Here is a 25,451-nt window from a genome sequence, read left to right on the forward strand (position 1 = left end):
GTGATGCGGACACCTATCGAAGCACAGAAGGCGGAAATAAAGAGCTTCACGCAATACGCGTTCGCACAGTGAACCCTACAGCCGCCTACGAGGCGGTTCCTGCGAGAGCTTCGACGACTTCTTTCTCGGCTGGCGTCTGTTCAATGACACGCATCGAACGCCACTTGCCGCCAAGGAAGCGGATCAGATAGATGATCCCGAGCGACCAGACCCACGCGGTCAACAGGGACCAGCATCCGTAGATGCCGACGTGGAGGACTTCCACGGCGACATAGGTCGCGATCGCCATGCCGGACGCCATGACCAAACTCACCTTTAACACAAAGGGGGTATCACCGGCTCCTTTGATGGCGCTGACGAAGATCATCATCGCGGCATCAAACATGTTGTAGGCCGCCACGAAACGGAGCAGGTTGATCGACATCTGCCAGACTTCGCCGTCTCCGCCCTCGGTTTCGACGCCGACAAAGAACGGCGCGAGGAAGAGTTGCGGCACCAGCAGATAACTCAGCGAGATGCCGGTCATGTAGACCAGTGCGACGTGCAATGTCGTCCACGTTGCACGAGCTGAGAGATCGTCGCGGTTCTCCCCAAGATGCTGACCAACCAGAATGCTTGCGGCCTGAGCAAATCCCCAGATCGGCATGAACGCCAGCGTGCTGATGCTGAAAGCCATACTCGTCGCCTCTGCTTCGACGCCGCCGAGTCGACCGACCAGCATGATGAAGCAGGTGAAGCCTAGCACATCGAGCACGAACTGAAATCCGCTCGGCGCCCCATAAAAGAGGATCCGCTTTAACAGGTCCCGATGAATTCGCAGATCGAGCGAATGAAACTCGATGCGATGCTTCTTCTGGACGAGAAGCAGGAAGTAGATCAACGCTTTGATCCACAACGATGTCACCGTCGCCCAGCCCGCTCCCGCGATTCCGGCTTCGGGAAATCCATACTTGCCGAAGATCCAGGCGTAATCGAGGAAGACGTTCAACAACGCCACAAAGGTATCGACGCACATCACAATGCGCGTTCTTCCCCGGCCGGAATAAAAGGACGAAAGGGCCTGAGCGATCAGCATTGCCGGGATGCCCCAGCAGAGGATCTGGAAATACTGGATCTCGAGGGCCTGCACCGCCGGTTCGTGACCGGCCAGTGCAAAGACGGCGGGAGCCAGCGGAATGGCCAGCAAGAGCAGCGGACTAAGGAACAGCGAGATCCAGACGCCCTGCCAGACGGTGGGCCCAATCTGCTTCGGCTGATGACTGCCCGAGTACTGAGACACAAACGTGGCGCAGTACATACAAATACCGAGCGGCAGGCAGAGCAGAGAGAACCAGAGCGTCGAGGCGGAAAAGGCAGCCGCCATCGCGATTCCCGATTCCCACTTCAGAAAGACGCGATCGACGAACGTCATCACCGTCCACGACAGGGAGGAAATCACTAACGGGAGTGAGACATACAGAATTTCCCGACCACCAGCCGTGCGATTCCACCACGTTTCACGAGGCGGTTGGGGCGGGGCGAGCAATGCAGCGGAGGCATCCATACCAGTTGATCCGTTGAGTGAGCGCACCTGAAAGTCGGAGGGCCGCAGCGGGGCGGGGAGAGATCGGGAGAGCCGCTCCCGGCGCAGGGGGAGCCAGCGATCCGGGAATGATAGGGCAGACACCGGCTGCGGCAAATGGTTCGACGGGAATTCGCACCGCGTCGGAAACAGGGCGACGATCTAAGTTCCAGCCACTTCGGAAGCTCCGTTCATCCGCGAAATTTTCCTGAAAATCCGCGAAGGATCTTTACGGTTCGTCCGTCTCCTGTTCTGAGGTAACGTCAGTAATCAGAACGCGCTTAAGTGGATCGGATCATGTTGAATCAGAGAACCCTCCTGGCCGGCATCGCTGTCCTGGCGGTGGTCGCTGGCATCGCAAACGCTTCCTACTGGGCTGGCTTCGACGATGGATACTGGTTCCGCACCGATATCCGTCTTTCCAAAGAAGTACTGCAGGATCAGACGCTTCTCGACGACATCAAACTGGAACCGGTCGCGCAAAGAAAATTCCGCGCCCGGTGATGGGACCAGGACCACGTCCGGGAAGCCCGACTTCCGCTGGCCGGCCCGTTCCTGTTCGGCAATCTTGACGGGAAGAACCTGAAGGCCATCGACCGCCACGTAGCCATCAGCCTCTGCGTTCGAGATGGTGACCGTTCCGTCCGTCTGAGGATCAAACCGGAACCGTCCGAGAGCAACAGGGACCTGCTCAACGATCGCAGGTTTGCGCTGGTTGACCGTGACGACGCGGCTGCCTTCACTCGTTTCGATGGTGACCCGCGTTTTGCTCGAACGGTTTTCGTGCCAGCTGTAAAGCAGACGGACTTCGTACTCGCCGGCTTTCGGCACCTTGAAGCGGAAGATCGCTGACTTCTTCCCGCGATCGGTGTTGTTGTCGTGGCGGTATGTGTTGCCGATCAGGGAATGCTGTCGCCCACTGGTGACCCAGTCCCCTTTGAACTCGGCGGACGAGTCATCCAGAACGATTCCCGGCAGCTCACTCAGTGGCGTTTGTCCCGGCGGCCAGTGCAGGATTTGGCCGTCCGCCTGAAGCCGCTCTTTCAATTGATCGTACTCGACATCTTGAATGGCGATGTCCTTCTCGAGAGCCAGACAGGCAGCCGTCGCCGCCGACTGGCTCGTGATCATGAAGGGCGGTTCCATGCGAATGCTGGCGAACGCCGAGTGACTGGCTGACAGAGCGAAAGTCACAAGCAGATTGGTGCACTGACTCTTCTTCGGCACGATGGCGTCGTAGCCGATCTGATAGGGGCCGAAGCCTCCCCGGCCGGTGGCGATCTTCCCTTCACGGGTGACAACTCCATCTTTCACAATGCGGCGGATTTCATGGGCGTCGGTCCCGTAGGATCCCAGGCCGATCGACTTCGGAGCGAACTCCCGACCGAAGGTGTGATGCTCCGTCATTACGAAGTCGCTCACCATTCGTCGCCCTTCGCGAACATAGATCTGATGGGGCCAGCCGCCGGTCTCTGGAAACTCATCCTCTGGCAGTCCGAACCGCCTCATGTCATTGCGGACCTTTTCCGGTACGCGGGGATCATTCGCCAGAAAGTAGAGCAGTCCGCGGTGATAGTTCTCGAGCTCGCGGGCCAGTTCCTCGCGTTCGTCATAACTCGCTTCGGGCCACGCCCAGCTGAAGCCGGGGAGATTGCCGCCGAAGGTCGCCGTGTTGAAGTCCCACTTGCTGTTTGGCAGCGGATCGTGCTTGCTGAACCAGCGGAGATCCATGTCGTCTCCCTGAGCCAGGCACGCTTCGATGAAGCGAACGACCAGTTCATAGCGGGCGGGATCGTAATTGTCCGGTTTCACGATGGGCCGCATGTTGTCCGGATCGGTTGTCATGCACAGCCGATAGCAATAGGCCTGCACACCCGGGGCAGCTTCACCTGGAGTGCCCGGTTCGCCTTCGTTGACCAGCGGGAGCAATCCACTGGACGGGTCGCCTTTGACGACGTACGGATCGAGCGGGAAATCGCGATCCCAGACCCCCTGACCACCCGGCACGCGTCCATTGGAGCCCGGTTTGAGGTGCCCGGTACGTGGCTTGTAATTGTCGCTGTAGTAGATGCCGTTGTACGTTTCGCCGTACTGGTCGTTGCTTTCCCGGGTGAGGGTGTAGTCAACTCCCGCGGCGGCCATCAGATCGCCTTCGTAGGTGGTGTCGATGAACATCCCGGCCTGTACGGTCCGGCCGTCTTCGAGAACGAGTTCGGTGATGCGTGTTCCGTCTTTCCGCACCGAGGCGAGCCGGGCGTTTCTCATCACGACGACGCCTGCTTCTTCCGCCATTTCGTCGAAGACTCGCTCGGCGATGTGAGGCTCGATTGAATACGAACCCCCGGTGGCGGGTCCGCCGTGGCCTTTAAAGCCTTCATCCCACTGCAGTTGTTTTCCGTAGGTGGCGACGAGTCGTGTGAAGTACTCGCGGGCAATCCCGCCGACGCTTCGCGGCTCGCCGATATCGACGGCGCTGAGTCCGCCCGAGGTCATGCCGCCGAGATGCAGCCCCGGTTCGACCAGCACGACCCGCTTCCCCATGCGAGCGGCCTCAACAGCCGCGACCACCCCGCCGGACGTTCCGCCATACACGCAGACGTCGGCGTCAGTCGTCGAACCTTCCCGGACCCATTCTTCGCTGAATTTCGCGACGGTCAGCTGGCCTGTTCGGTAGTGGTCGACGCCATCCGTCGAGCCGCGTTCGTAGAAACAGAGAATCGTTCCGTCCGACAACGCGGCCAGATCGCTGTAACCACTGAATCCGGGTTCAATCACTCGCTGATGCGGCCACGTTTTCCCTTCGTCTTCACTCAGCTTAACGGTCACGTTCACCCGATCCCGCTTTTGTCCCGCGACCTCTTTGCCATCTCTTCTGCTGAGGTTATGAGGGTTTGAAAACGCAATCAGCCCCGGCTCGTTCCCGTCTGGTTCGCGGACGCGGACGATCGCCCCCATGCAGATCGGTTCCAGCAGGGCGGGATCGAACCGAGGCTCGGACCAGTCGGTCGCTCCGTTGGGACTGACGGTCACGAGTCGGCGATTTCGTTTGGATTCATTCCGGGCATTAAGCATCACCGAACCATCGGCCAGTTCCACGACCACGGTTTCGTTGGGAAAGATGAACTCGTCGGTGTCGGGAATGGCGATCTCTCCGCGGTGCCATGTCTGACCATGATCGTCGCTGTAGATTGTTGACGTCACTGAGGGACGATGGGCATGTCCTCCCGTGCCCGGGGAAATCCAGACCGGCACAACGAGACGGCCGGCGTGTTCGCCATGCTGCAGTTGAATCCCGTGTGCCGGACCGGTCGCGATGACCTTCCAGTCGTAATCGGGACGAAACTTCTCGAACGTCTCGGTGATCTCGACCGGCTCGGTCCAGCTGACTCCGTCATCGTCGCTTCGCATATAGAAGCACCGCATGTATTCGAGACAGTAGAGGAAATGCACGGCTCCCGTCTGGTGATCGACAATGGCGACCGGGTTGTTGACGGTGTTTTCGCCCGGCTTGTCGAGGTTCTGTGCAGCCGCCACTGGATTGATGGGAAGATCGCCTTCGATTTGCACGATCTGTTGAGCCGGCTCCCAGGTGGTTCCGCCATCCGTACTCCGCCGCATCGGAATGTCGATGGTCCCCCAGTCGCCACTGTCACTCTTCCGGGCTTCGCAATACGCGAGAACCGTTCCCTTCGTTGTGACGACGATGCCTGGAATGCGGAACAGCTTGTAGCCGTCCTCTCCAGCAGTGAAGAGGTCGGTCTTCGTGATCTCCGCCCCGAAGGTTGTTCCCCCGCAGTGGCAGAGCAGGCCGAGATAGAACAGGATGGCAGGCAGGAAACGAAAGCGCATGTCTCTCTCCTCAGCGGTTATGTCGTGGTCGCGGCAGCAGTTGTCGATTCGGGGCTGCCGGAACTTGTGTAGATGGTCAAACCGGTCAGATCTTGCTCGGATTTCCCACCGATCAGGCTGGCGAGATAGCCCGCGATCACACAGGATGCGATGCCGATCGCCGTGTAGAGGTAGCCGTTGACCCGCGTGTACTGCCACACCGTCAGCATGGTCACGGTTCCGATGAGTGCGCCGGTCAGTGCACCGAACGCGTTGGCCCGAGTCGTTCCCACACCGAGCAGAAACAGACCGCCAAGCACGCCCATCAGCAGGCCGATCACTTTCATGAAGGTATCGAACAGCGAGCGAATCTCCGGATCGATGAACATCAGCGCGAAGCAGGTCCCGATGACTCCGACAATTGCGGTGAGAACCCGGGCGACCGTGAGATAAGAACGCTCGGTGCGACACAGGTTCCACGGACGCAGAAAGTCGGTGACAACGGTCGTGGTGATCGAGTTCATGCTCGTCGAAACGGTTGACTGGGCCGCCGAGAAGATGCCGGCGACAATCAATCCGGCGACACCGATCGGCATCTCGCGGGCGATAAACATCGGAAAGATCTGGTCGGTGGTGACCGTCGGATCGAGCTTCTCGGGATGACTGCGGTAGTAGGCGAACAGAGCCGTGCCGATGGAGAAGAACAGGAACGTCGCCGGAATCGTGAGAATGGCATTGGTCCAGATCGAACGGGCGGCCAGCTTCTGTGTCGGCGAGGTCATATACCGCTGCACCACCGCCTGGTCGGCGGTGTAAGAGGAGATGTTCTGTCCGATTCCGCCGATGATAATGACCCACAACGCGAGTTGAGCATCGGTCATATCCCAGTGAAAGTTCGCCATTCGGAACTTCTCGGCATCCGCCGCCTGGGCGATGGTTTCTGTAAGGTTGCCGTCGACCCCGTTGAGCAGCAGTATGAGGGCGAAGATCGCTCCGCCGAGCAGAACGAACGTCTGCAGCGTGTCGGTCCAGATGACCGCTTCGATTCCGCCCATGGTGCAGTAGATGATGCTGAGGATGCCCATCAGCAGGACCGACTGTTGCGGCGTAAGTGGCGTGGCGACGGCGAGAGCGAGCGCGGTCAGCGACATCACAACCGCCATTCGGAAGATGTGGAAGACGGCGAAGCTCAGGCTGCCGAAGATGCGTACCTGACGATTGAATCGCTTCTCCAGATATTCGTAGGCACTGGTGACATCGAGCCGGCGGTAGAACGGAAGTGCGACAAAGACCGCCAGAAAGGCGACGACTGGAATCATCATGTTTCCGGTCGCGTAAACCCAGTCCTGAGCAAACGCCTTGCTGGGAATGCCGGTGAATGTCAGCGAACTGAGCATCGTCGCGAAGATACTGCAGCCAGCCGCCCACCACGGGATGTGTTTGCCGCCGCGGAAGAAGTCGTCGGTATTCTTGTTGCGGCGCGTGAAGTAGACGCCGATTCCGACCATGGCGGCCAGGTAAGAGAAGAGCACGATGTAATCGAACGTGGCGAATCCGCCCGGAGGACTTTTCGGCGAGATCGACCAGAGGCCGGAAGTCCGCACGCGCGGCCGCACTTCGCCGGAGGCGATGACGATCCGGCCGTCCCACATCACAGGAATCGTCGTGACATGATTGGCCGGCATCGGCCCGCCCGACGACCAGGTGTCGGTGACCGTATGATAGGTGAGCGATTCCCGGATGAAGCCGGGGTGGTCGTCCTTGAGCTCATCGGCTTTCAGGAACAGTTCGCCATCATCCCCGCCGAGGATGACAATATGACTCTGTCCAACGCCGATTGCCGTCCCGGCCATCACTGATCGGGGAGCATCCTGCCGCTGCCGCCAGCTGTTGGTTTTCGGGGTGTATTCCCAGACGTCTTTGAGAAACTCGACGTCCTCTCCCTGCTGCCGGCGTCCGCTCATTACATAGACGCATTCGTGATACCCGTTGTGTTGGGCAACCGTCAGATTGAGCGACCGTGAAGGGCCCGGCCAGGCTTCGAGTTCTTTCCACTCAAAGGCCGTGGGATCTTCTTTCTGCGAGAGATCGAGGGCCCAGAAGTTGTTCATCGCCGAGTCGAGACCCGATCCACTCTGACCGCCGGCGAGATAGATCGTGCTTCCAATGAGCACTGCCTGCCCGTGTGCGCACGGCTGCGGCAGGGGAGGGTACTCCACGTGAGTGAGCTGCTTTGATTCGGAATCCCACTTCAGGAGAAAGACATCACGGAACGTCGATTCGCTGTCGTTTCCGCCCATGCAGACGACACCCTCGGGGGTCGAGACGGCGGCTCCGTAACCGACGGGGCGCGGGAGTGGAGCGGCCGTCGTCCACTCATAGCCGTCGGCGGTCCTGGTCAGAACATAGGTCTTGTCGTGCCAGACCTTCGACGTTTCCCAGACCGGCTGAGGAAAGTTCGCCCCACCGGCTACGATGAGCGCTTCGTTGTGGACTCCCACAAAGGGGCCGGCGACACCGAGGGGATCGGGAAGATCGGGCAACGCCTGCCAGTCGAGCATTGCCGGCGGGACTTCCGCGGACGTCTGTGCCGCAGACCTCTCTTCCGCAACCGTCGGGGCTGGCTGTGCGTTCGCTATCTGCCAGGGCAGAATCAGGAACAGAATCGTTGATAGAGCGATGGTGAACTTCATGAGTTGATCTTCAGGTTCGAGCGACTGCGTTCCCGGGCTCAGGCCGATGTCGATCCGGCCGGCTGTCGGATCCAGTCGAAGAAGCCGATCTGTTCCAGATCGCTGCGAAGGGCTTCGGTTCGTTCTGGGGTTAACGGCACATTCGGCAGACGGGGCGGGCCGCAGTCGACGCCGATCAGCGACATGATTGTCTTCTGGGCGGCTCGCGGACCGTAGGGCACAAACGTCCGCACAATCTCCTGCGAGCGCGACTGCATCTGTTGTGCGGCAGTCAGGTCACCAGCGGCGTACGCGTTCAACAGCTGTTGATAGACCGGAGCCGCGAAGTTGTAGGTACTTCCGACAGCCGCGACCGCCCCGGCCGTGAGCCCGGCCAGCAACATTTCGTCGAGTCCCCAGAAGATCTGGTACCGGTCGCCCCCCGCTTCAACACAGGCCTGAAACTCGTGCACGGCCGGCGAGGTGAACTTGATTCCCGCCAGCGTCGGAATGCGATCTCCAGCCTTGCTGAGAAACTCGACCATGTTGAGGTTCACTCCCGTAATCGCCGGGATGTGATAGTAGTAAAACGGCAACTCCGGAGCCCCGGCTGTAATCTGAGCCATGGAGGCGATCAGCGTCTCGACCGAATCGGGCTTGAAGTAAACCGGACTGACAGCAGAGATCGCATCAGCTCCCGCAGCCTGAGCATGAGCGGCCAGCTCCGCGGCCTGAGCGAGACTCTCACAGCCTACCTGAATGATGACCGGCAGCCGGCCCGCAGCCGCGCTGATGAACGCCTCGGCTGCATCGCACCGTTCCTGAAACGTAGCCGAGATCCCTTCGCCGGTGCTGCCAAGCACATACAGGCCGGCGATCTTCTGTTCGACCAGATGATCCACCATGGCCGGTACCTTGTCGAGATCGAGAGAGCCATCGGCTTGAAACGGAGTGAATGTGGCCGCAATCAAACCCTGCAGATGGGGGCGGGGAAGTGACATTCAACGTCTTTCTGTGAGGAGTTGTCGTTCTTAACGTGTAGCGGACGGTCCAGTCGTGGTCCGTCGATCGGACGATGTCAGCAAGTGCCCCTCGCTCCCTTGGGGAAGAGGGGTAGGGTGAGGGGGAAGTGCGGGTGAACTGGTTCGCAGGCCGCTGATTTCATTCTGAAATAGTACGTCGCTGGTTGATCGCCCCCTCATCCGCCCTTCGGGCACCTTCTCCCCCCGAAGGAGGGAGAAGGGACACGGTTCATGTGATACATACCGATCGCCAGCTCTGTAGAGCAGGTTCCTGCCTGCCGCCGCTCAGCGAGACGGTGTTGTTACTACTGATCGCCGCCTTTCACCCAGTTGATCGGGAAACGGGCGAGGGTGATCTTGCCGTAGTTGTCCCGTTCATACAGGCAGCCGACGAGGTCGTCTTCAATCACGCAGAGTGAGGAATAGGCACTGCTGCCTTTGTTAAGCAGACGCGAGTCGGCCCATGTCTGGCAGTCGTCGTAGCTGGCGCGAATGGTCAGCTGTTCGCGTTTGTCGGGCGTGGCGGGATTCGAGAATAGAATCACGCCCGGCTTGTCCCCCTCGGCGTGACGCACGCGGTGAATGCTCGCCTGGCAGGTTGGCGAAACGAGTGTGTCATCGTGCCGCTGATCCCGCCAGGTGTTGCCGCCATCGTCGCTGAAGCAAACCTGCCGTGACCGGTTGGAGCGATCGTAGTTCCGCATGTTGAGCAGGAGCGTCCCGTCAGAAAGTTCGACGACTTCACACTCGTTGACTTCATCCTTCGGAGCCGATCCTCCCTGATGCCAGGTCGCGCCGTTGTCGTCGGAGTAGATGACGTGCGAGCGGAAACGGGTCCCCTTCGCGGTCGGAATCTTGTGATCGCACGGAATGACCATCCGGCCGGCATGTTCCCCGTGCTGAAGCTGAATCCCCGAGCCAGGTCCGGTCGCGTACCAGCTCCACGACTTGTCTTTCACATCGCGAGTGATCTGCTTCGGAGGCGTCCAGGTCGCACCGTCATCGCTGGACGAAGCGACATAGACATGCCGGGAGTCTTCACCGAAACCGGCCTGAATCTTGCCCTCATGGATATCGCCGGCATTCCAGGTGAGCAGCAGCCAGATGGTTCCCGTTTCCTGATCGACCACCGGGCAGGGGTTTCCGCAGGTGTTCCCCGCATCGTCCCAGACAACCTGCATCTTCGACCAGGTCTTGCCGTGATCGAACGAGCGTCGCAGCACCAGATCGATATTCCCCGCGTCCGAGCGACTGTCTTTACGACCTTCGCAGAATGCGAGCAGCGTGCCGGCTTTGGTGCGAATAATCGACGGAATGCGATAGCTGTGATAGCCACCTTCGCCAGAAACGAAGATGTCGGTCTGAGAAAGTTCCTGTTCTCCGGCTGTAACGGAGCAGGGTGCCAGCAGCGTGAGAAGTGTCAGGAGGGGAAACGCGAAACGATGCATGTCGATTCAATCCTTGGTAAGTGACAGTCAGTTGTTGAATTATTTCGGGACCTGGCCGCGAGTCGGCTTCCATTTCTTCAGGTCGGAAACCTGAGCCGCTTCGTGGTCGGGCAGCCATGTTCTGTGTGGGTCAATAATCTCCGCGAACTGCGGATCGGAGGCCAGGTTATTCCACTCGAGTGGATCGTGGTTGTTGTCGTAGAGTTCCTCGCTGCCGTCGGCGTAGCGGATGTAACGCCAGCGTTCGCTGCGAACCGCATGATTGCCAGACATGTACGTCATCAGCGCCGGGCGATCCCAGTCGCCGGCGGGATCTTCGAGCAGTGGCCGGAGGCTGATTCCGTCGGTCTCGGGTTCGGCGGGAAGATCGCAGAGATCAAGCAGCGTCGGGTAGAGAGCCGTCAGATCGACCGGTTTCGTACAGACACTGCCGGGTTCAGTGAGGCCCGGGGCGACGACAATCAGAGGAATGTGATTGGTCTTCTCCCAGAGGGCGAACTTCTCGATGTGGTTCTTCTCACCGAGGTGAAACCCGTGATCGGACCAAAGGACGATGATCGTATTCTTCCCCCGTTCGCTCTGATCAAGAGCATCGAGCACACGTCCGATCTGAGCATCCGCAAAAGCAACGCACGCTGCATAGGCCTTCACGAAGTCGTGCCAGGATCCCGGGGCTCTGTCGTCGAGCTGCATCATGCCTGACCAGAACCATCCCTTCTTCTTCAACAGTTGCCGAGCCCCGGGAGGCAGGTTCAGATCCGGTTGTTTTCGAGGCAGAGGAATGTCGGCATTGAGCGAATGATATTCAGGCGGCGCGAAGAAGGGCGAATGCGGTTTGAAGATGCCGCACGCCAGAAAGAGAGGCTGCTCGCGGTCATAGGTGCGGAGAACCTCGGCACAGTAGGTCGCGGTGTGGTGATCGATCGAATGTTCTTCGCGCTTTGGCCAGGCACCCCAGTCGGTGTTGCGGGAGCCGTATTCGGGAGCGTCGTTCAGCTTCTTCTCGGGATACAGTTGCGGCCGCATCGGTTCGAATTCATCGAAGGAGTCATCGTCGTGAAAGGAGCCGTCGAGGTGATGATGAAAGATCTTCCCGGCTCCCACGACGTGATACCCGCCCTCCCGAAAGTGCTGCATGATCGTCTTACGATCCGGCATCGCTTTCCGCCAGTCGCTCTTGTTGCCATAGACGCCGGTGGTCGTCGGACGGAGGCCCGTCACTGTCGCCACGCGGGACGGATTGCAGGCTGGCGAGGCACAATAGGCCTTCGTGAACAACAGCCCCCGTTGGGCCAGTCGCTGTAGATTCGGTGTGCGAATCGGAGCCTGCGGATCGAGCAGTTGAATCGAGTCGTTGAGATCGTCAACGACAATCATCAGCACATCCGGTCGCGACTCCTCAGCAGACGCAGCCCGGCCTGCCAGCGCGAGGAATGTCACCAGGACAATCACGAGCCATTTGAAGGGGCCGTTGTGCAGACGCGGATTGTGCGTTCCAGAAACCATCGATGTGCTTTGCTTCAATACACGAGTTTGCGGCGTTCCGAAAACAGACACGGCAGAACAAAGGGGATCTGTTACCGAGTCTGCGCAGCGGAGCCTGTCTTATCAACACGTGCTGATGATTCTACTGCAAACGTCATTAGCGAACATGTCACCTGTCCGCAAAAAGATTGGCAATTTCACTACCGGCGGTTTTGGGGCTGAAGGTAGCATGCACTGGTCATGGCCACCGCAGAATCTTCGACGAAGAAACGATCCTCCGAACCTCGGGCTCGCAACGTGCTGCTGGCGCTCGGGTGGTATTATCCTGAAATCCATCGGGGTGTGGCCCGGTATGCGCGGGATCATCACTGGCATGTGACGCTCGATTTCGACGATCCGGTGCCCCGGCACTGGAACGGGGATGGCGTGCTGACTCTGCTCGGGGCCCGGGAGACAATCTGGCGTCAACTGCGACGGCTGCCGGTGCCGATCATCGATCTGGCCGAGAGCCGCCCGTCGATCCCGCTTCCCCGTGTCACCATGGACAACGCCGCGATTGGACATCTGGCTGCTCAACACTTTCTCAATCGGGGCTATCGACAGTTCGCGTTCATTCATCGCTGGAACTTCGGAGCCAGTCGGGCGCGACGCGATTCTTTCCGGACAGAAGTTGAAAAGGCGGGATTCACGTGCGAAGTTCTCTCCTGGCAGAAGGAGCGGGAGAAGCGGCCCGACAATCGTGCGGAGCGACACCGCTGGCTGATGCGGCGGCTTGAACGTCTGCCCAAACCGCTGGCCGCGTTCGCCATGCGGGATATTGAAGCCGTCGAGGTCATTGAAGCCTGCGTGGCAGCCGGGATTGCCATTCCCGATGAAGTCGCCGTGCTCGGCGTCGACAACACGGAAACGGTGTGCGACTGCCTGCAGGTGCCGCTTTCGAGTATTGATGTGAATCTGGAACAACTCGGCTACGAGGCGGCGGCTCTGCTTGATCGACTAATGGACGGAGAGGCGGCTCCCTCAACTCCCGTGTACATCGCTCCGGCCGGCGTGGTTGAACGGCGCAGTACCGACCATCGAGCTGTGAATCATCCGCAGGTGGCGGTCGCTCTGAGGTACATCAACTCGCATGCTCATGAAACGCTCAGCATGACCGACATCGTGAGGCATGTCGCCATGTCTCGCAGCGGGCTGGAGAAGGCTTTTCGCGATCATTACATCCGTGCTCCCATGCAGGAATTACGGCACGTCCGGCTGCAACATGCTCAGCGACTGCTGCGGGAAACATCGCACAAACTGGCGACCATCGCTCGCCAGACCGGCTTCCAGACGCCGCACAATCTTTGCCGCACTTTTCGCCAGCAACTCGGAGAAACGCCGCGCGAGTATCGACTTCGCTGGCAGAATCAGGGAGAGTAGGCGACGAACCGATTCCTCCTCGTCGTCGAATTCGTAGAAAGAAACTGATGTTGAGAATGCTCCCTCTCTGTGCTCTTGCCCTCGCCTTATTGACGAACATGTTGCGTGCCGAAGAACCTTCAGACGTTCGGCTGGCAATCATCGGGGATTCGACCGTCTGCGAGTGGCCAGCCGATTCGGGGCAGTGCGGCTGGGGGCAGTTTATTCACGAGTATTACGACGACGGTGTGACGGTCACCAATCTGGCACGATCGGGCCGCAGTACAAAAACGTTTATTCGCGAAGGACGCTGGGAGAAAACTCTCGAAACGCAGCCCGATGTCATTCTGATTCAGTTCGGCCACAACGATTCCCATGCTCCCGATCGCCCAGAATCGACCGATTCCTCGACCGACTATCAGGAGTATCTTCGCCAGTACGTCCGCGAGGCTCGGGAACAGGACGCGATGCCGATCTTTGTGACGCCGATGGTGAGACGGCAGTTCCACGAGGACGGCACGATGCGGGATAATCTTCGCCCCTATGCCGAGGCGATGATCGCTGTCGGAAAGGAACTCGAGGTTCCGGTGATCGATCTGCATCAGTCGAGTTGGAAGATCGTGGAAGAACTCGGCCCGGAGCGAAGTCCGGAACTGGCCAACGCACCCGGCGACGGGACGCACTTCAACGAGAAAGGCGCCCGTCTCATGGCCGAACTGGTAATGCGGGAACTCTCGAAGATCGACTCTCCCCTGCAGCCGTATCTCACGAAGTAGACCGGCTGCCCAGATAGGTAAACTGTTCGAAGTGACTTCTGCCGTGCTATTCGGCGGGAACAATTTCGCCGATGATCAGCAGCGAGCTGGCATACCACGTGTGCGGAGCATACTTCTCGGGATGCTTATCGAAGTACTCGCGGTTGCGTTCGAACAGCACATTCCGCTTGTCGATCGTCTCCGGCGTCAGGGTGATCTTCACCGTATGACGTCCGGCGGGGAGCCCAGAGCCGATGGTCAGTTTGCTCATCCGGTGGTACGTGCAGTAGCCGTCGATTCGATTGCGGAAAGCCGGCTCGCGGTCGTCGAGTTCGACTTTCAGGCGACCGCCATCCGGTCCCAGAATGTCGAAGACAGCGACCGATGTTCCTTCGAAGGCGAACTCCAGCGAAGCGGCCGGCTCGACGGCCTGGTAGATTTCCGGCATGTTGCGTTGAAAGCGGCGGCCGAGAGCGTCGTCGCTGGTCAGTTTCTTCCAGTGGCCGTGCAGCATCTCGGGCGTTAACGAGACCTGTTTGGCCTGCTCCCAGTTATCGGGCGTGAGCGGCGATTTCAGTTCATGCTCGGTTGGCTCACCGCTGGCCTTGCGGATCGCGGGCCAGGAACGGGCGATCGTTTCGGTATAGATTCGATGGCCCGTTTCGACATGGGGATGCACGCCATCGCTCGAGAAGACGAGCGGCTTCTGCTTCATGTCGGCCGGCTTCTCTGCTTTGAAGACCAGTTCGCCGGCTGCTTCAAGTTCAACGACTTTGGGGCCGAAGTGAATCGTGGGGATCTGATAGTGATCGGCCAGCTCCTCCATCGCACTGGCGGAACGCTGCATCTCACCGGCTCGCAGATTCGCCAGAACCGGTTCGCTCAGCGTGTAAACGAAGCAGATGTCGATTGTCGGATCGGCTTTCCATGTCTGGCGGACAATTCCTTCCATTGCCTGATGGATTCGCTTGGGATCGGCTCCACCGTCGTTGACCGCGAACTCGACAAACAGCAGATCGGGATCGTGCTGGAGCACGTCGTTTCCGAGGCGAAAGACGCCAAGGTCCGAACCGGTTCCGCCAATCGCGGCGTGAATCTCATCGATCTTCGCGTCTGGATACTGCTCCTGGAACCACTCCCGCGACTGCACCCGCCAGCCCGGAGCAGCCGTGATGCTGCCGCCCAGATAAGCGATCTTCACATGCTCGCCAGCGTCCAGCTTCGCCACAAAGTTCGGCAGCCCGGCTCGCGGGTGACATTCAACCGCTTTGCGAAGCGGATAGGAATCGGCAGCTTCAGCAGTCGACGTGACAAGAAGCAGGAAGAGTAAAAGCAGAGATGTTCGGAAGGTCATGATCATGGTGTCGCTCAAACAATAAGGAGGGGAACAGAGTCTCTTACAAGGTCAAAGTCAGCGCGGCGAAACTTCCTGCCGCAGAACCTGCATGGTTTCTCGCTGGCGTTTCTCGACGAAGCGGCGGGCCTTCTCGGCTTTCTGCTTTGCTCCGGCGGGATCTTTCGCCATGGCGAGGACGGTTTCCGGGAGACGCTGAACGTCGTCTTCCTGATCGAAATCGAACAGCCAGTCCTCGAGGCCAATGTCTTTCCACATCATTCCCTTGCTGGTCTGCTCGGCCCAGCGACAGACAATTGCCGGCACGCCGTTGCCGATGCACATGATGGGAGAATGCATTTCGTTGCCGAACAAACCGGCACTGCGAATGTAAACGGAAATCGCCTCGCCGGTCATCCAGTAATCGGGTCGCCAGACGGTTCGCTTTTTCACGTCGTCCGGCAGCGGATCGTAGAGCAACTCTTTCCCGACCGCCATCTGTGTCTGATCTTCGGGGCAGACAAGAATCTTCAGGTCGGTGTTCCGCACGACATCGATGATCGCCTGCCGATGCGGACGATGATCATGCTCCTTCATCTCTTCGTTGCGGGCATGCTTCACTTCGTCCATTGCCGCATTCTTCTCCGGAATCACCCAGTACGGCGTATAACGCAAACGTGGAATGCAGCAGAGGAACTTGCCGTCTTCGAGACCGTTGACGGTGAGAAAGTCGATCGCTTCTTCTTCATCACGCAGGTCGGTGCCGAATGCACCATCGGGTCCGAATTCCATCACGGGACTTGTGCAGCCACGTTCCTTCGCGAGTTCCAGAGAAACCGAATCGCGGAAGAAGACAAAGCGGGCCTCACTCAGAACTTCGATCGTTCGGGCGAACTTCTCGGGCGAGTCGGGGCGGGTTGAAGAGGAGCGTTTCAATGGCAGCGTGATTCCATAGATGCCGTACGGCTTGCCCGTCTCTTTGCTCCAGCGAACCACATCCCGTTCCGCGACGAGCGAAGCCCCTGAGCTGTGCAGTAGAAAATCGCACTCAGCAAACGCGATTTTGAGATCGACGGAACCACGAATGATCTTCAGTTTCGGAAAGCGTCGCATCAGCAGTTCGTCGACGCCGTTGTCGACTTTGCTTGGCCAGAGCGTGATCTCGGCTTCCGGAAGATGTTCTTCAAGAATGGCCAGAACGCCGGGCGTGTGAGCGACATCGCCGATGTTGACCGTCTGCCAGGAAGATCGCAGCAGAATCTTCGGCGGCCGCCCGCTCGGAGCCGCAGAGAGAATCCCCGGAACAATCGCCGCTCCCAGAGCCGCGGTGGAAGTGTGTAGAAACTCGCGTCGCTTCATCGTTTCACTTTCTGATCGGTGTGATCGGCATGTGTCGAAACCAGTATGGCGGACACAAAAGGAGAAAGCGACTGACTCGTTTCCGGGGAATTCCACTCCTCTCAACGCGCGGTGTGAAGGACCATTGTCCCTGCTTCCGATCCCTCAATGATCAGCTTGGGGAACTTCGTAGCAGCTTCCAGTACTCGCCTCAACTTGAGGCGATTCGATTCGTGTTGCGGGAGCAAATTCAACACGCGAGATAGAAATGCTCTAACTCAACACATCGTGTACCACGTGGCCGTGCACATTGGTCAAACGACGTTCGAGACCGTTGTGGTAGAATGTTAACCGCTCGTGGTCGAGCCCCATCAGATGGAGCAGGGTGGCGTTGAAGTCGTAGACGCTCAGCTTGTCGACGGCAGCCTTGTAGCCGAACTCGTCGCTTTCCCCGTAGCTGAATCCCTTCTTCACGCCCGCTCCAGTCAGGAAACAGGTGAAGGCATCGGGGTTGTGATCGCGACCGGTGCCGTTGGCCTGCAGGAAGGGCATCCGTCCAAACTCTGTGGCCCAGACGACCAGGGTATCTTCGAGCATCCCCCGCTGTTTCAGATCGGCGATCAGGGCCGCGGTCGGCTGGTCCATGATCTCGGCCTGCATGGCATGCGTCTTCAGAATATCGGAGTGCGAATCCCAGTTCGTGATCCCGTTGCCGCCGGCGGGGTCACTGCCGTTGAAGAGCTGCACCACACGAACCCCTTTCTCAAGCAGCCGGCGGGCGAGAATGCAGTTCTTCGCATATTCCCGTTTCAGTTCCGAACCCTGTTCCACGCCGTACGACTTGATTGTCGCGGCTGTTTCTCCGGACAGGTCCATGACGTCCGGAACTGAGGTCTGCATCCGTCCGGCTAACTCGTAACTGGCGATCCGTCCGGCCAGGTTGGCGTCGTCGGGATACTGTTCGAGATGCCGCGCATTCAGCCGCTGCAGCAGATCAACGGTCTTCCGGTCAGCCTGGGCACTCAACCCACTCGGACGATGAAGATTGTTCGGCGGATTCTTCGCATTGAAGTCGGTTCCCTGAAACGCGGCTGGCAGGAATCCGTTGCCGAAGTTGTTCTTCCCGCTCCGGGCCAGACCTCGCGGATCGTTAATCGCAACGAAGGCCGGCAGTTCCTGATTTTCGGTGCCGAGCGCGTAAGTCACCCAGGCTCCGAACGACGGGAATCCTTCCATCGTGAAGCCGGTGTTCATGAAGTTCTCGCCCTGTGGATGAGCACTGGTCTCGGTTGTCATCGAATGCAGAAAGCAGAAGTCATCGACCTGCCCGGCGAGATGCGGCAGCAGATCAGAGACCATCTTGCCGGTCTCGCCACGCGGCTTGAACTCCCAGAACGGCCTGGCAATGTTGCCACTCGGCCCTTCGAACGTAACCGCCGGCAACCCCGGAGGCTTCTGACCATGCAGCTTGAAGAGAGCCGGTTTGTAATCGAACGTGTCGACATGACTGACCGCACCCGGCAGATAAATGACGAGCACCTGCTTAGCCGGAGCCTCGAAGTGCGGATTCCGGGGCGCATACGGATTGTTCGGATCAATCTCGGGCCGAAGCGGCGTCTTCCCGGCAACCGTCGGAGCATTCCCGGCGAGCAGCCCTTGGCCCTGCAGCAGGCTCGCCAGCCCCAACCCGGCCGCAGACAACCCCGCGGTGGAAAGAAAACTCCGCCGATTAAGCAACTCACGCCCCTGCGGAGAAAGATGTTCTGGATTCGACATGGGTCTGTTCCTTGTTTCGATCTTCTTCACCCAACGCGTGAGCGAAGGGGATTGTTCGTTTGGTCCCTCGCTTACGCGTCGGGTTGTGATGTGGCTGGTGCCTCGGTCGTGTTCGTGTAAAGCGTGGTTTTGCTTTTGACATCCCAACCCGAAGCGTAAGCGAGGGACTAGAGAAATCGAGTTCACCCTCATGCTTTGGGTCAAGAGTGGACGTCGTCAGCTCTTGTCCTGGCGTTCTCGTTTACGTTTGGTATTGAAGTTGGTTGGGTTATCGGTCTCGATCTTTCCGATCCTGGGCGTCTCGAACATAGAGGATTGCCGTCTCGAGATTATCGTCGCCGAAGATCCATCGGATGCTGCCCCGTTCCGCCCACCACTGTTCTCGGTCTGGATCCACGCATTCTTTCAGCCTCCGCGTGCACCATGACTTCAAGTCTCGTCGAATTCGGCCGGGATCGGTGTCGGCCGCTCCGATGATGACGTGGAGATGAGTACTTCTGCAGTTCACCGCAAACAGCGTCCACCCGCGATGCCGGCAGGTCTCAGCGATCTGGTTTTCGACGACCCGACGCGCCGCTTCTCCGAGACGACACGCATCATCTGTCATCGTAATTCGGCAATCGAGTGCACGATCCGGGTCTGGCAGTTGCCAGCCATTCCGGTATTGCACCCACCCTCGCGGATCACCGGGAAGCCATGTTCCATAGGTCGGCCAGGTAATGAAGAATGCAATCGGGTCATTCATGACTGACGTCTGGCGCCTTTCTGTGAATCATGGGTTGTGCTTTTGTCATCCTAACCCGAAGCGTGAGCGAGGGCGGTGCTTGTTTGGTCCCTCGCTTACGCTTCGGGTTGGGATTTGGTTTGTGCCTCGGTTGTGTTGGTGAAGGAGTTCGTTGGTTAATTCATGACGGACGTCTGGCGTCTTTCTGTGAATCGTTGGTTGTGCTTTTGTCATCCTAACCCGAAGCGTAAGCGAGGGCGGTGTCTGTTTGGTCCCTCGCTTACGCTTCGGGTTGGGATTGGTGCTGACTTATCGAAGTTAATATGTGCCTTGTTGCTGTGCGCTCATGCTCTCGCTGACGCTTCGGGTTATGGTTGGATGGTTTCCGCATCATTTGTTACGGCAGGAAGGCGAATTCGTTGGAGTTGATCAGGGCTCGGCAGACCAGGTTCAGTTGGTCCGCTTTGGCCAGTGGCAGGCAGGCTTCGCGTTCTTCCGGGCGGGGCGAGCGGCTCAGCAGGAGTTCGAAGCAGCGGTCGACGGCTCGGTTCGGATCTCCCTCTGCTTCACTGCGGGCTCGCTCGGCAATGCGGTCGGACTGATCGAGTACGAACTCGCTGTTCATCAGGTTCAACGCCTGCAGCGGGGTCGTTGAGACCGGTCGTCTGGCCCGAACCTGTCCGCAGTCGGGGAAGTCGAAGGCGGTGAAGAGCTGGTCATCGACTCGCCGCATCCGTTCCTGATAGATCATCCTCCGCCACGTGTGGGGACCGTAATTGTCAACGACTTCCCATTGGGCGTAGGTTTTCTTTTCGTTGTGAATCCGATAGCTCTTGCCGCCGACGGAGAGATCGAGGTTGCCGGAGACCTGCAGAATCGCATCCCGAATCACTTCCGCTTCGACTCGCTTCGGCGGGTAACGCCACAGCAATTGACCTCCCGCATCGACAGCCAGTCCGTCGTCGCGAGGCTGGCTCGACTGACGGAACGCGTCGGAGAGGACGAGCATGCGAATCATCGCTTTCATCGACCAGGGTTGTGTGGTCTCCACGGTTTTCGGTTCGACGAACTCAGCCGCCAGCCAGTCGAGCAGTTCTGGATGGGTCGGCGGTGCTCCCGCTTTCCCAAAGTCGGCGGTCGTTGAGACGATGCCGGAGCCGAAGACATGATGCCAGATCCGGTTGACCATCACGCGAGCGGTGAGAGGATGTTCCGGGCTCGCGACCCAGTCGGCAAACGCGGCCCGCCGTCGCGGTCCCGGCGAATCGGAGGTCATTCCCAGATCGCCATCGAGCACTTCCGGACCAGCCGCGACAACCTCATCACGCGGATTCTCCGGGCTGCCCCGAAGCAGCACACGGGTGACCTCCGGTTCGATCAGCCGGCCGACAAAACTGGGACGCGGGCCTTCTTCGGCCAGCTGTTCGATTAATCGCTGAATTTCATCGAGTGCGACTTTTCGTTCCGGGTGATCCTGGTTGAGCTTCTTGTTAACGAACCACGTGCCGACCCACGGCTGCCATTCGCCATTCTCCTGCATGATGTCGACATCGAACTCGTATCGTGGCAGGTTCGGCTTCCTGTCGAGATAGTCCGTGTCGTAGAAATACTCGCGGTTATTGCTGAGCCGCAATCGGTTGATCGTCTCCGGTTCGGCGAAGTCGAATTGCACCCAGGGACGCTCTTCGTCCTTCTCGACCTTTGCCCGCCAGATCATCGTGCCGTATTCGCCATCGTTGAGGCGCTCAATCGGATTACGATTCTCGAAGCCCGCTTCGGGAAACCCGGTCACTTGTGTGCCACGCCGGTCGCGTGCCAGGTTCACGTTCTGCCCGTTCGGCCCGAGCACTTCGAGTTCGTCGAGAAAGACGTTCGGCATCTTGAAGCGAACGCGAATCGCTTTTGTCGTGACTGGTTTGAAGTGGAGTTCGCGATAGGCACCCCAGTCTTCTTCCCAGCCGCCCAGTCGGCGGAGTTCCTGCCGCTGAGTGGCGATCTGTTTCCACAGCTCGGCTCCCCGCTGTCGCAATGGATGTTCGGGCGAGTACTCAGGATGGCGACTGCCGAATTCGATGTCCTGAAAAACGGCCGTCATCGCGTAATAGTCGGTAATGGACACCGGATCAAACTTATGGTTGTGACACCGGGCACACCCGATCGTCACGCCCATGATCGATGCTCCGACCGTCTGCATGATTTCATCCATGCGATCGGCTCGCGCCTGACGGATCGCCGAAGGTTCACGACCCACGGTGGCGGCTGGCACGTGTGGGCCGGCGACCAGAAACCCGGTCGCTTCACCGACACCCATGGTGTCTCCCGCGAGCTGTTCTTTCAGGAACTGATCGTAAGGCTTGTCGTCGTTGAAAGAGCGAATCACGTAGTCGCGGTAGACCCAGGCATTCTTACGATACAGGTTCGCTTCCGAGCCGTTTGTTTCCGCCCAGCGAATTACGTCGAGCCAGTGTTGAGCCCAGCGCTCGCCAAACTGCGGCGAGTCGAGTAACCGATCGACCGCTTCGGTATAAGCGTGCTCGGGATTCTCTGAATAGGCGGCTACGAACTCGTCGGTCGTTTCCGGCGTCGGCGGCAGTCCCGTCAGGATGATCGAAACCCGACGCAACAGAGAACGGGCATCAGCCGGTTTGGAGAATTCGAGATCGTGTTCCTGCAGCTTCTTCAACAGAAAAGCATCCACCGGGTTTGCTGGGGGCGATGTGCTGTTGAGAGTTGGAGCGACTGGACGCACGACCGGCTGGAAGGACCAGAGATCGACCTCGTTCTTCACTTCCGCATCCATCTGGCCCGGCCAGACGGCTCCCTCACGAATCCACTGTACGAGCAGAGCGATCTCTTCATCGGGGATTTTGTCTTCCTCGGGCGGCATCTTCACACTCGGATCGAGATGCTTAACCACTTCGATCAGGTAGCTCTTCTCCGGATGCCCGGGCACGATCGCCGGCAGTCCGGAATCGCCTCCTTTGAGCATCCACGGGCGTTGATCGAGCCTCAGTCCCGATTCCTGCTCGTCTTCTCCATGACAGTACGAACATCGCTCTTCGAGAATCGGAGCAATGTCCCGTTCGAAGTCGACTTCGTTTGCGGAGAGAGTCTGCGAACTGAGGCAGAGCAGGGCGATTGACAGTGCGGTGAGAATGTAGCGTTTCATGGTGATGGCTTCGGCTGAAGGTCCCTCGCTCACGCTTCGGGTTGAGATTGCGCGTCCCTCGCTCACGCTTCGGGTTGGGATGCTTAGGCTGATTACGTTTTCGGCAGGGCCTGTCGCCAGCCGTTGTTGTGTTGTCTGGTCAGTTCGCGGACGAGGTCCGGGTTTTCAGCCGCGATGTTTTTCGTTTCCTGGGGATCGGTCTGGTGATCGTACAGTTCCACGAAGAGCGGCTCCGCTTCCGGGTTGCGATGGTCACGCCAGAGGACGAGCCGGTACCGGTCGGTTCGCATCGTGTAGCCCATCAGGTGTTCTTCGAAGAGTTCGCGGTCCCACTGGTCTCCCTGCTGGGCTTTGATTCGCTGCTCGACATCCTGAATCAACGGGCCAAACCAGGTCTCCCGCATCTCCTGCGAAAGGGGATTGGCGGCCCACTCCCGCAGAGCCGGATTCGGATACTGACTGAAAGCAGCCGACTTCCACGGCTGGTCCGGCTGATTGAGCAACGGAACAAAACTGTGCCCTTCGAGATGTTCCGGCTGTGGGACGCCCGAGAGTTCGCAAAGCGTCGGATAGATGTCGACCAGTTCCACGAGAGCATCGGTCGATTCGCCTCGGGCCTGCATATCGGGCGTCCAGATGATGAGCGGAACACGGGTGGCGATCTCGTAGTTGGTCGCTTTGCCCCACACGCCCATGTCGCCAAGGTGCCAGCCGTGATCGCCCCAGACGACGATGATCGTATTGTCGCGAACGCCTGCTTCGTCGAGAGCCGCGGTCAGCATGCCAATCTGAGCATCGACATAACTGGTGCTGGCCAGGTAAGCGTGCTTGAGCGTTCGGGCCAGATCGGCGTCGATCGGACCGTGCTTGGGAATGTTCGAACGGGTTCGCAGCTCGAACGACGCATGCAGCCCCATCGCCGCTCCTTCTTCGGGGGCAGCTCCATCGGTCACGAGTGGGATGTCATTGGGATCGTAAAGGTCCCAGTACTTCTTCGGGGCGCACCAGTTGAGGTGCGGCAGATGATAGCCCATACCGAGGAAAAAGGGTTTGTCCGCTTTCGCCATCTGTTGCATCGTCTTGACAGCCAGAAGCGTATTGTAGCCGTCGATGTAGGCGTGATCGGGGACGTCGGCACTTTCAAAAGCCGGCCCGCTCGCCAGCCCCCGCCGTGCTGCTTCGCCATATTTGGCGAACATTTCTTCGAAGTTTTCCCGCCGAAGCTGAACGTTCTCCGGCAGACGGAAGGGGCCCTTCGGTTTGGTCATCTCCGGCCCCAGCCACCTGGCCGCCTCACGACTCCAGGAGCGTTCTTCGTCGGTGTCACCATGATGGAAGATCTTGCCGACGTAGGCCGTTTCGTAGCCGTGATCGATGAAGTGTTCTGGCAGGGTCAGCACATCGGGCTGCAGTTCCCGCAACGAAACATAGTTGTGGAACAGACCGGTTGTTTCCGGTCGCGTGCCGGTCATCAGACTGGCCCGTGAAGGGCGGCAGATTGCCTGCTGGCAATAGGCCCGATCGAATCGCATTCCGTCGGCTGCCAGGGCATCGAGATGCGGCGTGATCGCGATCTCCGAACCGTAACATCCCAGTTCCGGACGCAGGTCATCAATGGCAATAAACAGAATGTTCGGCTGCTCGGCTGCCTGACTGGACGAGCCCATCAGAAGAAAGCCGATCGAAGCGACCAGCAGACTGAAGAAGTGGTGGGGCGTTGTCATACTCACTGGGATCCCTCGGCTTTCTTCGCGAACCAGGCCTGCCGCTCTTTGCCGGAGGCCAGCCCGTCGTTGTTGCTGTCGATCTCTTCGAAGTTGGCTTCCACCCTGGCCGCGTCCCAGGGCCAGCCATTCTTTTCCCATTTGGCTTTCTCGCTGTCGACATACTCTGTCTTCGTCCAGTCGGTCGCCGTTTTCTTCTTCGCATCTTCGGCTCGTTGCCAGACGCGGACGTAATCGACCGACATCGACGTTGGGAATCCCTCGTCGGTGGTTTCTTCCGGAACCGCGACTCGTTCGCCCCCTTCATACGCCACGAAGGGATACCGCAGGCCGAGCGACAGCGTGAGCTGCATCGGCAGATGCCAGTACAAGTTCGGTTTCCGCGCGACTTCTTTGCCATCGATGTACCAGACGATCCAGTCCCGAGAATTCTCGAGTCCGTAGACGTGATAATCCTCTCGGGGATCCCACGACGAATCGACATGGTTCCGACAGATCTCCGGATGACTGTGCGGTCGCAGCCAGACCCGCTTGCCGTCACGAATTACCGTCGTGTGCAAATTGCAGTCGATGCGGGTCACCGGGAAATGCTGCTTCGTTTCAAAGTCGAACTCACTCTGCTGCAGTTCAACGATATCGATTTCCGAGTAGGCCACGGTTTCGCCGTCTCGAGCCAGAAAGCGATTCTGCGGCCCCGAACTGTACAGCCAGAACGAAGGGCAGGCCCCCGGATAACGATCGCAACCCTTGATTCGGGCTTCGAAGTATCCATAGGTGACCGGCTCGTCGATCCGCGCCATCCCGGACGTGTAGAAGAGTTTCTTGTTCGCGCGTTGATGATCTTTGCGAACCATCTGCAGATGCAGCGAACCCTCTTTCTGAATCACATTCTCCGGCTCCCAGCTCCAGGGACCAAAATCTTTCGAGTCGATATTCCACCGGCTTCGGTCGATCTGGGTGGAGTTGAACTCATCCGAATGACTCTCCTGATAGACCCACCGGCCGTTCTCAAGCACGTCACCCAGAGGCTGAGGGGGCGTATCCGGGGCCGAAGAATGGTCGTCACTCAAGAGCCCGCTATTCGAACGAGGAGGCGCGGCGTGAATGTGGGGCAGCGCCAGCAGGCCAACGAACATGGTCAACACGGTCGCTGATATCAGACGACAGGTCGAGGCGTCCCAGAGGGCTCTGTTCCAGTTTGAACTCATCTCAGTCTTC

At 59.0% G+C, this 25,451-nt stretch carries 14 protein-coding genes; 2 read left to right on the top strand and 12 right to left on the bottom strand.

All coding sequences use genetic code 11. The annotated features are described in order from the left end of the window. Positions 1-85 precede the first annotated feature (85 nt). The 6 genes from L1A08_RS01095 to L1A08_RS01120 all read right to left on the bottom strand — a co-directional run bounded on the left by L1A08_RS01095 (position 86) and on the right by L1A08_RS01120 (position 12,037). Positions 86-1,543: an MATE family efflux transporter gene (locus L1A08_RS01095; RefSeq protein WP_238753268.1), complete on the bottom strand. Its 1,458-nt coding sequence runs from the start codon at positions 1,541-1,543 to the stop codon at positions 86-88. A gap of 288 nt (positions 1,544-1,831) precedes the next feature. Beyond that, complete coding sequence (locus L1A08_RS01100) at positions 1,832-5,410, bottom strand: FAD-dependent oxidoreductase (protein ID WP_238753270.1); 3,579 nt, start codon at positions 5,408-5,410, stop codon at positions 1,832-1,834. A gap of 17 nt (positions 5,411-5,427) precedes the next feature. Further along, positions 5,428-8,082: a sodium:solute symporter family transporter gene (locus L1A08_RS01105; RefSeq protein ID WP_238753272.1), complete on the bottom strand. Its 2,655-nt coding sequence runs from the start codon at positions 8,080-8,082 to the stop codon at positions 5,428-5,430. A 38-nt stretch (positions 8,083-8,120) separates the two neighbouring features. After that, positions 8,121-9,062, bottom strand: coding sequence for a dihydrodipicolinate synthase family protein (locus L1A08_RS01110; protein WP_238753274.1), 942 nt, complete (start codon positions 9,060-9,062; stop codon positions 8,121-8,123). A gap of 326 nt (positions 9,063-9,388) precedes the next feature. Continuing rightward, on the bottom strand, positions 9,389-10,531 hold the full coding sequence (locus tag L1A08_RS01115) for a sialidase family protein (RefSeq protein ID WP_238753276.1): 1,143 nt from the start codon (positions 10,529-10,531) through the stop codon (positions 9,389-9,391). A 39-nt stretch (positions 10,532-10,570) separates the two neighbouring features. Continuing rightward, positions 10,571-12,037: a sulfatase gene (locus L1A08_RS01120; RefSeq protein ID WP_238753277.1), complete on the bottom strand. Its 1,467-nt coding sequence runs from the start codon at positions 12,035-12,037 to the stop codon at positions 10,571-10,573. Between the two features lie 219 nt (positions 12,038-12,256). Between L1A08_RS01120 and L1A08_RS01125 the strand changes: the two genes are divergently transcribed. Both L1A08_RS01125 and L1A08_RS01130 read left to right on the top strand, forming a co-directional pair. After that, the gene (locus L1A08_RS01125; RefSeq protein ID WP_238753279.1) at positions 12,257-13,435 is read left to right on the top strand and encodes a XylR family transcriptional regulator; all 1,179 of its coding nucleotides are present in this window, start codon (positions 12,257-12,259) and stop codon (positions 13,433-13,435) included. Positions 13,436-13,482: 47 nt separating this feature from the next. Further along, positions 13,483-14,190, top strand: coding sequence for a rhamnogalacturonan acetylesterase (locus L1A08_RS01130; protein ID WP_238753282.1), 708 nt, complete (start codon positions 13,483-13,485; stop codon positions 14,188-14,190). A gap of 46 nt (positions 14,191-14,236) precedes the next feature. Here the strand turns inward: L1A08_RS01130 and L1A08_RS01135 are convergent, their stop codons facing one another. The 6 genes from L1A08_RS01135 to L1A08_RS01160 all read right to left on the bottom strand — a co-directional run bounded on the left by L1A08_RS01135 (position 14,237) and on the right by L1A08_RS01160 (position 25,441). After that, positions 14,237-15,523, bottom strand: coding sequence for an SGNH/GDSL hydrolase family protein (locus tag L1A08_RS01135; RefSeq protein ID WP_238753284.1), 1,287 nt, complete (start codon positions 15,521-15,523; stop codon positions 14,237-14,239). A 57-nt stretch (positions 15,524-15,580) separates the two neighbouring features. Further along, on the bottom strand, positions 15,581-16,861 hold the full coding sequence (locus L1A08_RS01140; protein WP_238753286.1) for a polysaccharide pyruvyl transferase family protein: 1,281 nt from the start codon (positions 16,859-16,861) through the stop codon (positions 15,581-15,583). A 252-nt stretch (positions 16,862-17,113) separates the two neighbouring features. After that, positions 17,114-18,616 (bottom strand): DUF1501 domain-containing protein, encoded by a 1,503-nt coding sequence (locus L1A08_RS01145; protein WP_238753288.1) that lies wholly within the window; start codon positions 18,614-18,616, stop codon positions 17,114-17,116. Positions 18,617-19,737: 1,121 nt separating this feature from the next. Next, on the bottom strand, positions 19,738-22,509 hold the full coding sequence (locus L1A08_RS01150) for a PSD1 and planctomycete cytochrome C domain-containing protein (RefSeq protein ID WP_238753290.1): 2,772 nt from the start codon (positions 22,507-22,509) through the stop codon (positions 19,738-19,740). Between the two features lie 92 nt (positions 22,510-22,601). Further along, the gene (locus L1A08_RS01155) at positions 22,602-24,176 is read right to left on the bottom strand and encodes a sulfatase (protein WP_390896835.1); all 1,575 of its coding nucleotides are present in this window, start codon (positions 24,174-24,176) and stop codon (positions 22,602-22,604) included. Between the two features lie 59 nt (positions 24,177-24,235). Continuing rightward, on the bottom strand, positions 24,236-25,441 hold the full coding sequence (locus L1A08_RS01160) for a kappa-carrageenase (RefSeq protein WP_238753294.1): 1,206 nt from the start codon (positions 25,439-25,441) through the stop codon (positions 24,236-24,238). Between the last annotated feature and the right edge of the window lie 10 nt (positions 25,442-25,451).

This window comes from Rubinisphaera margarita, from assembly GCF_022267515.1.
GTDB lineage: Bacteria > Planctomycetota > Planctomycetia > Planctomycetales > Planctomycetaceae > Rubinisphaera > Rubinisphaera margarita.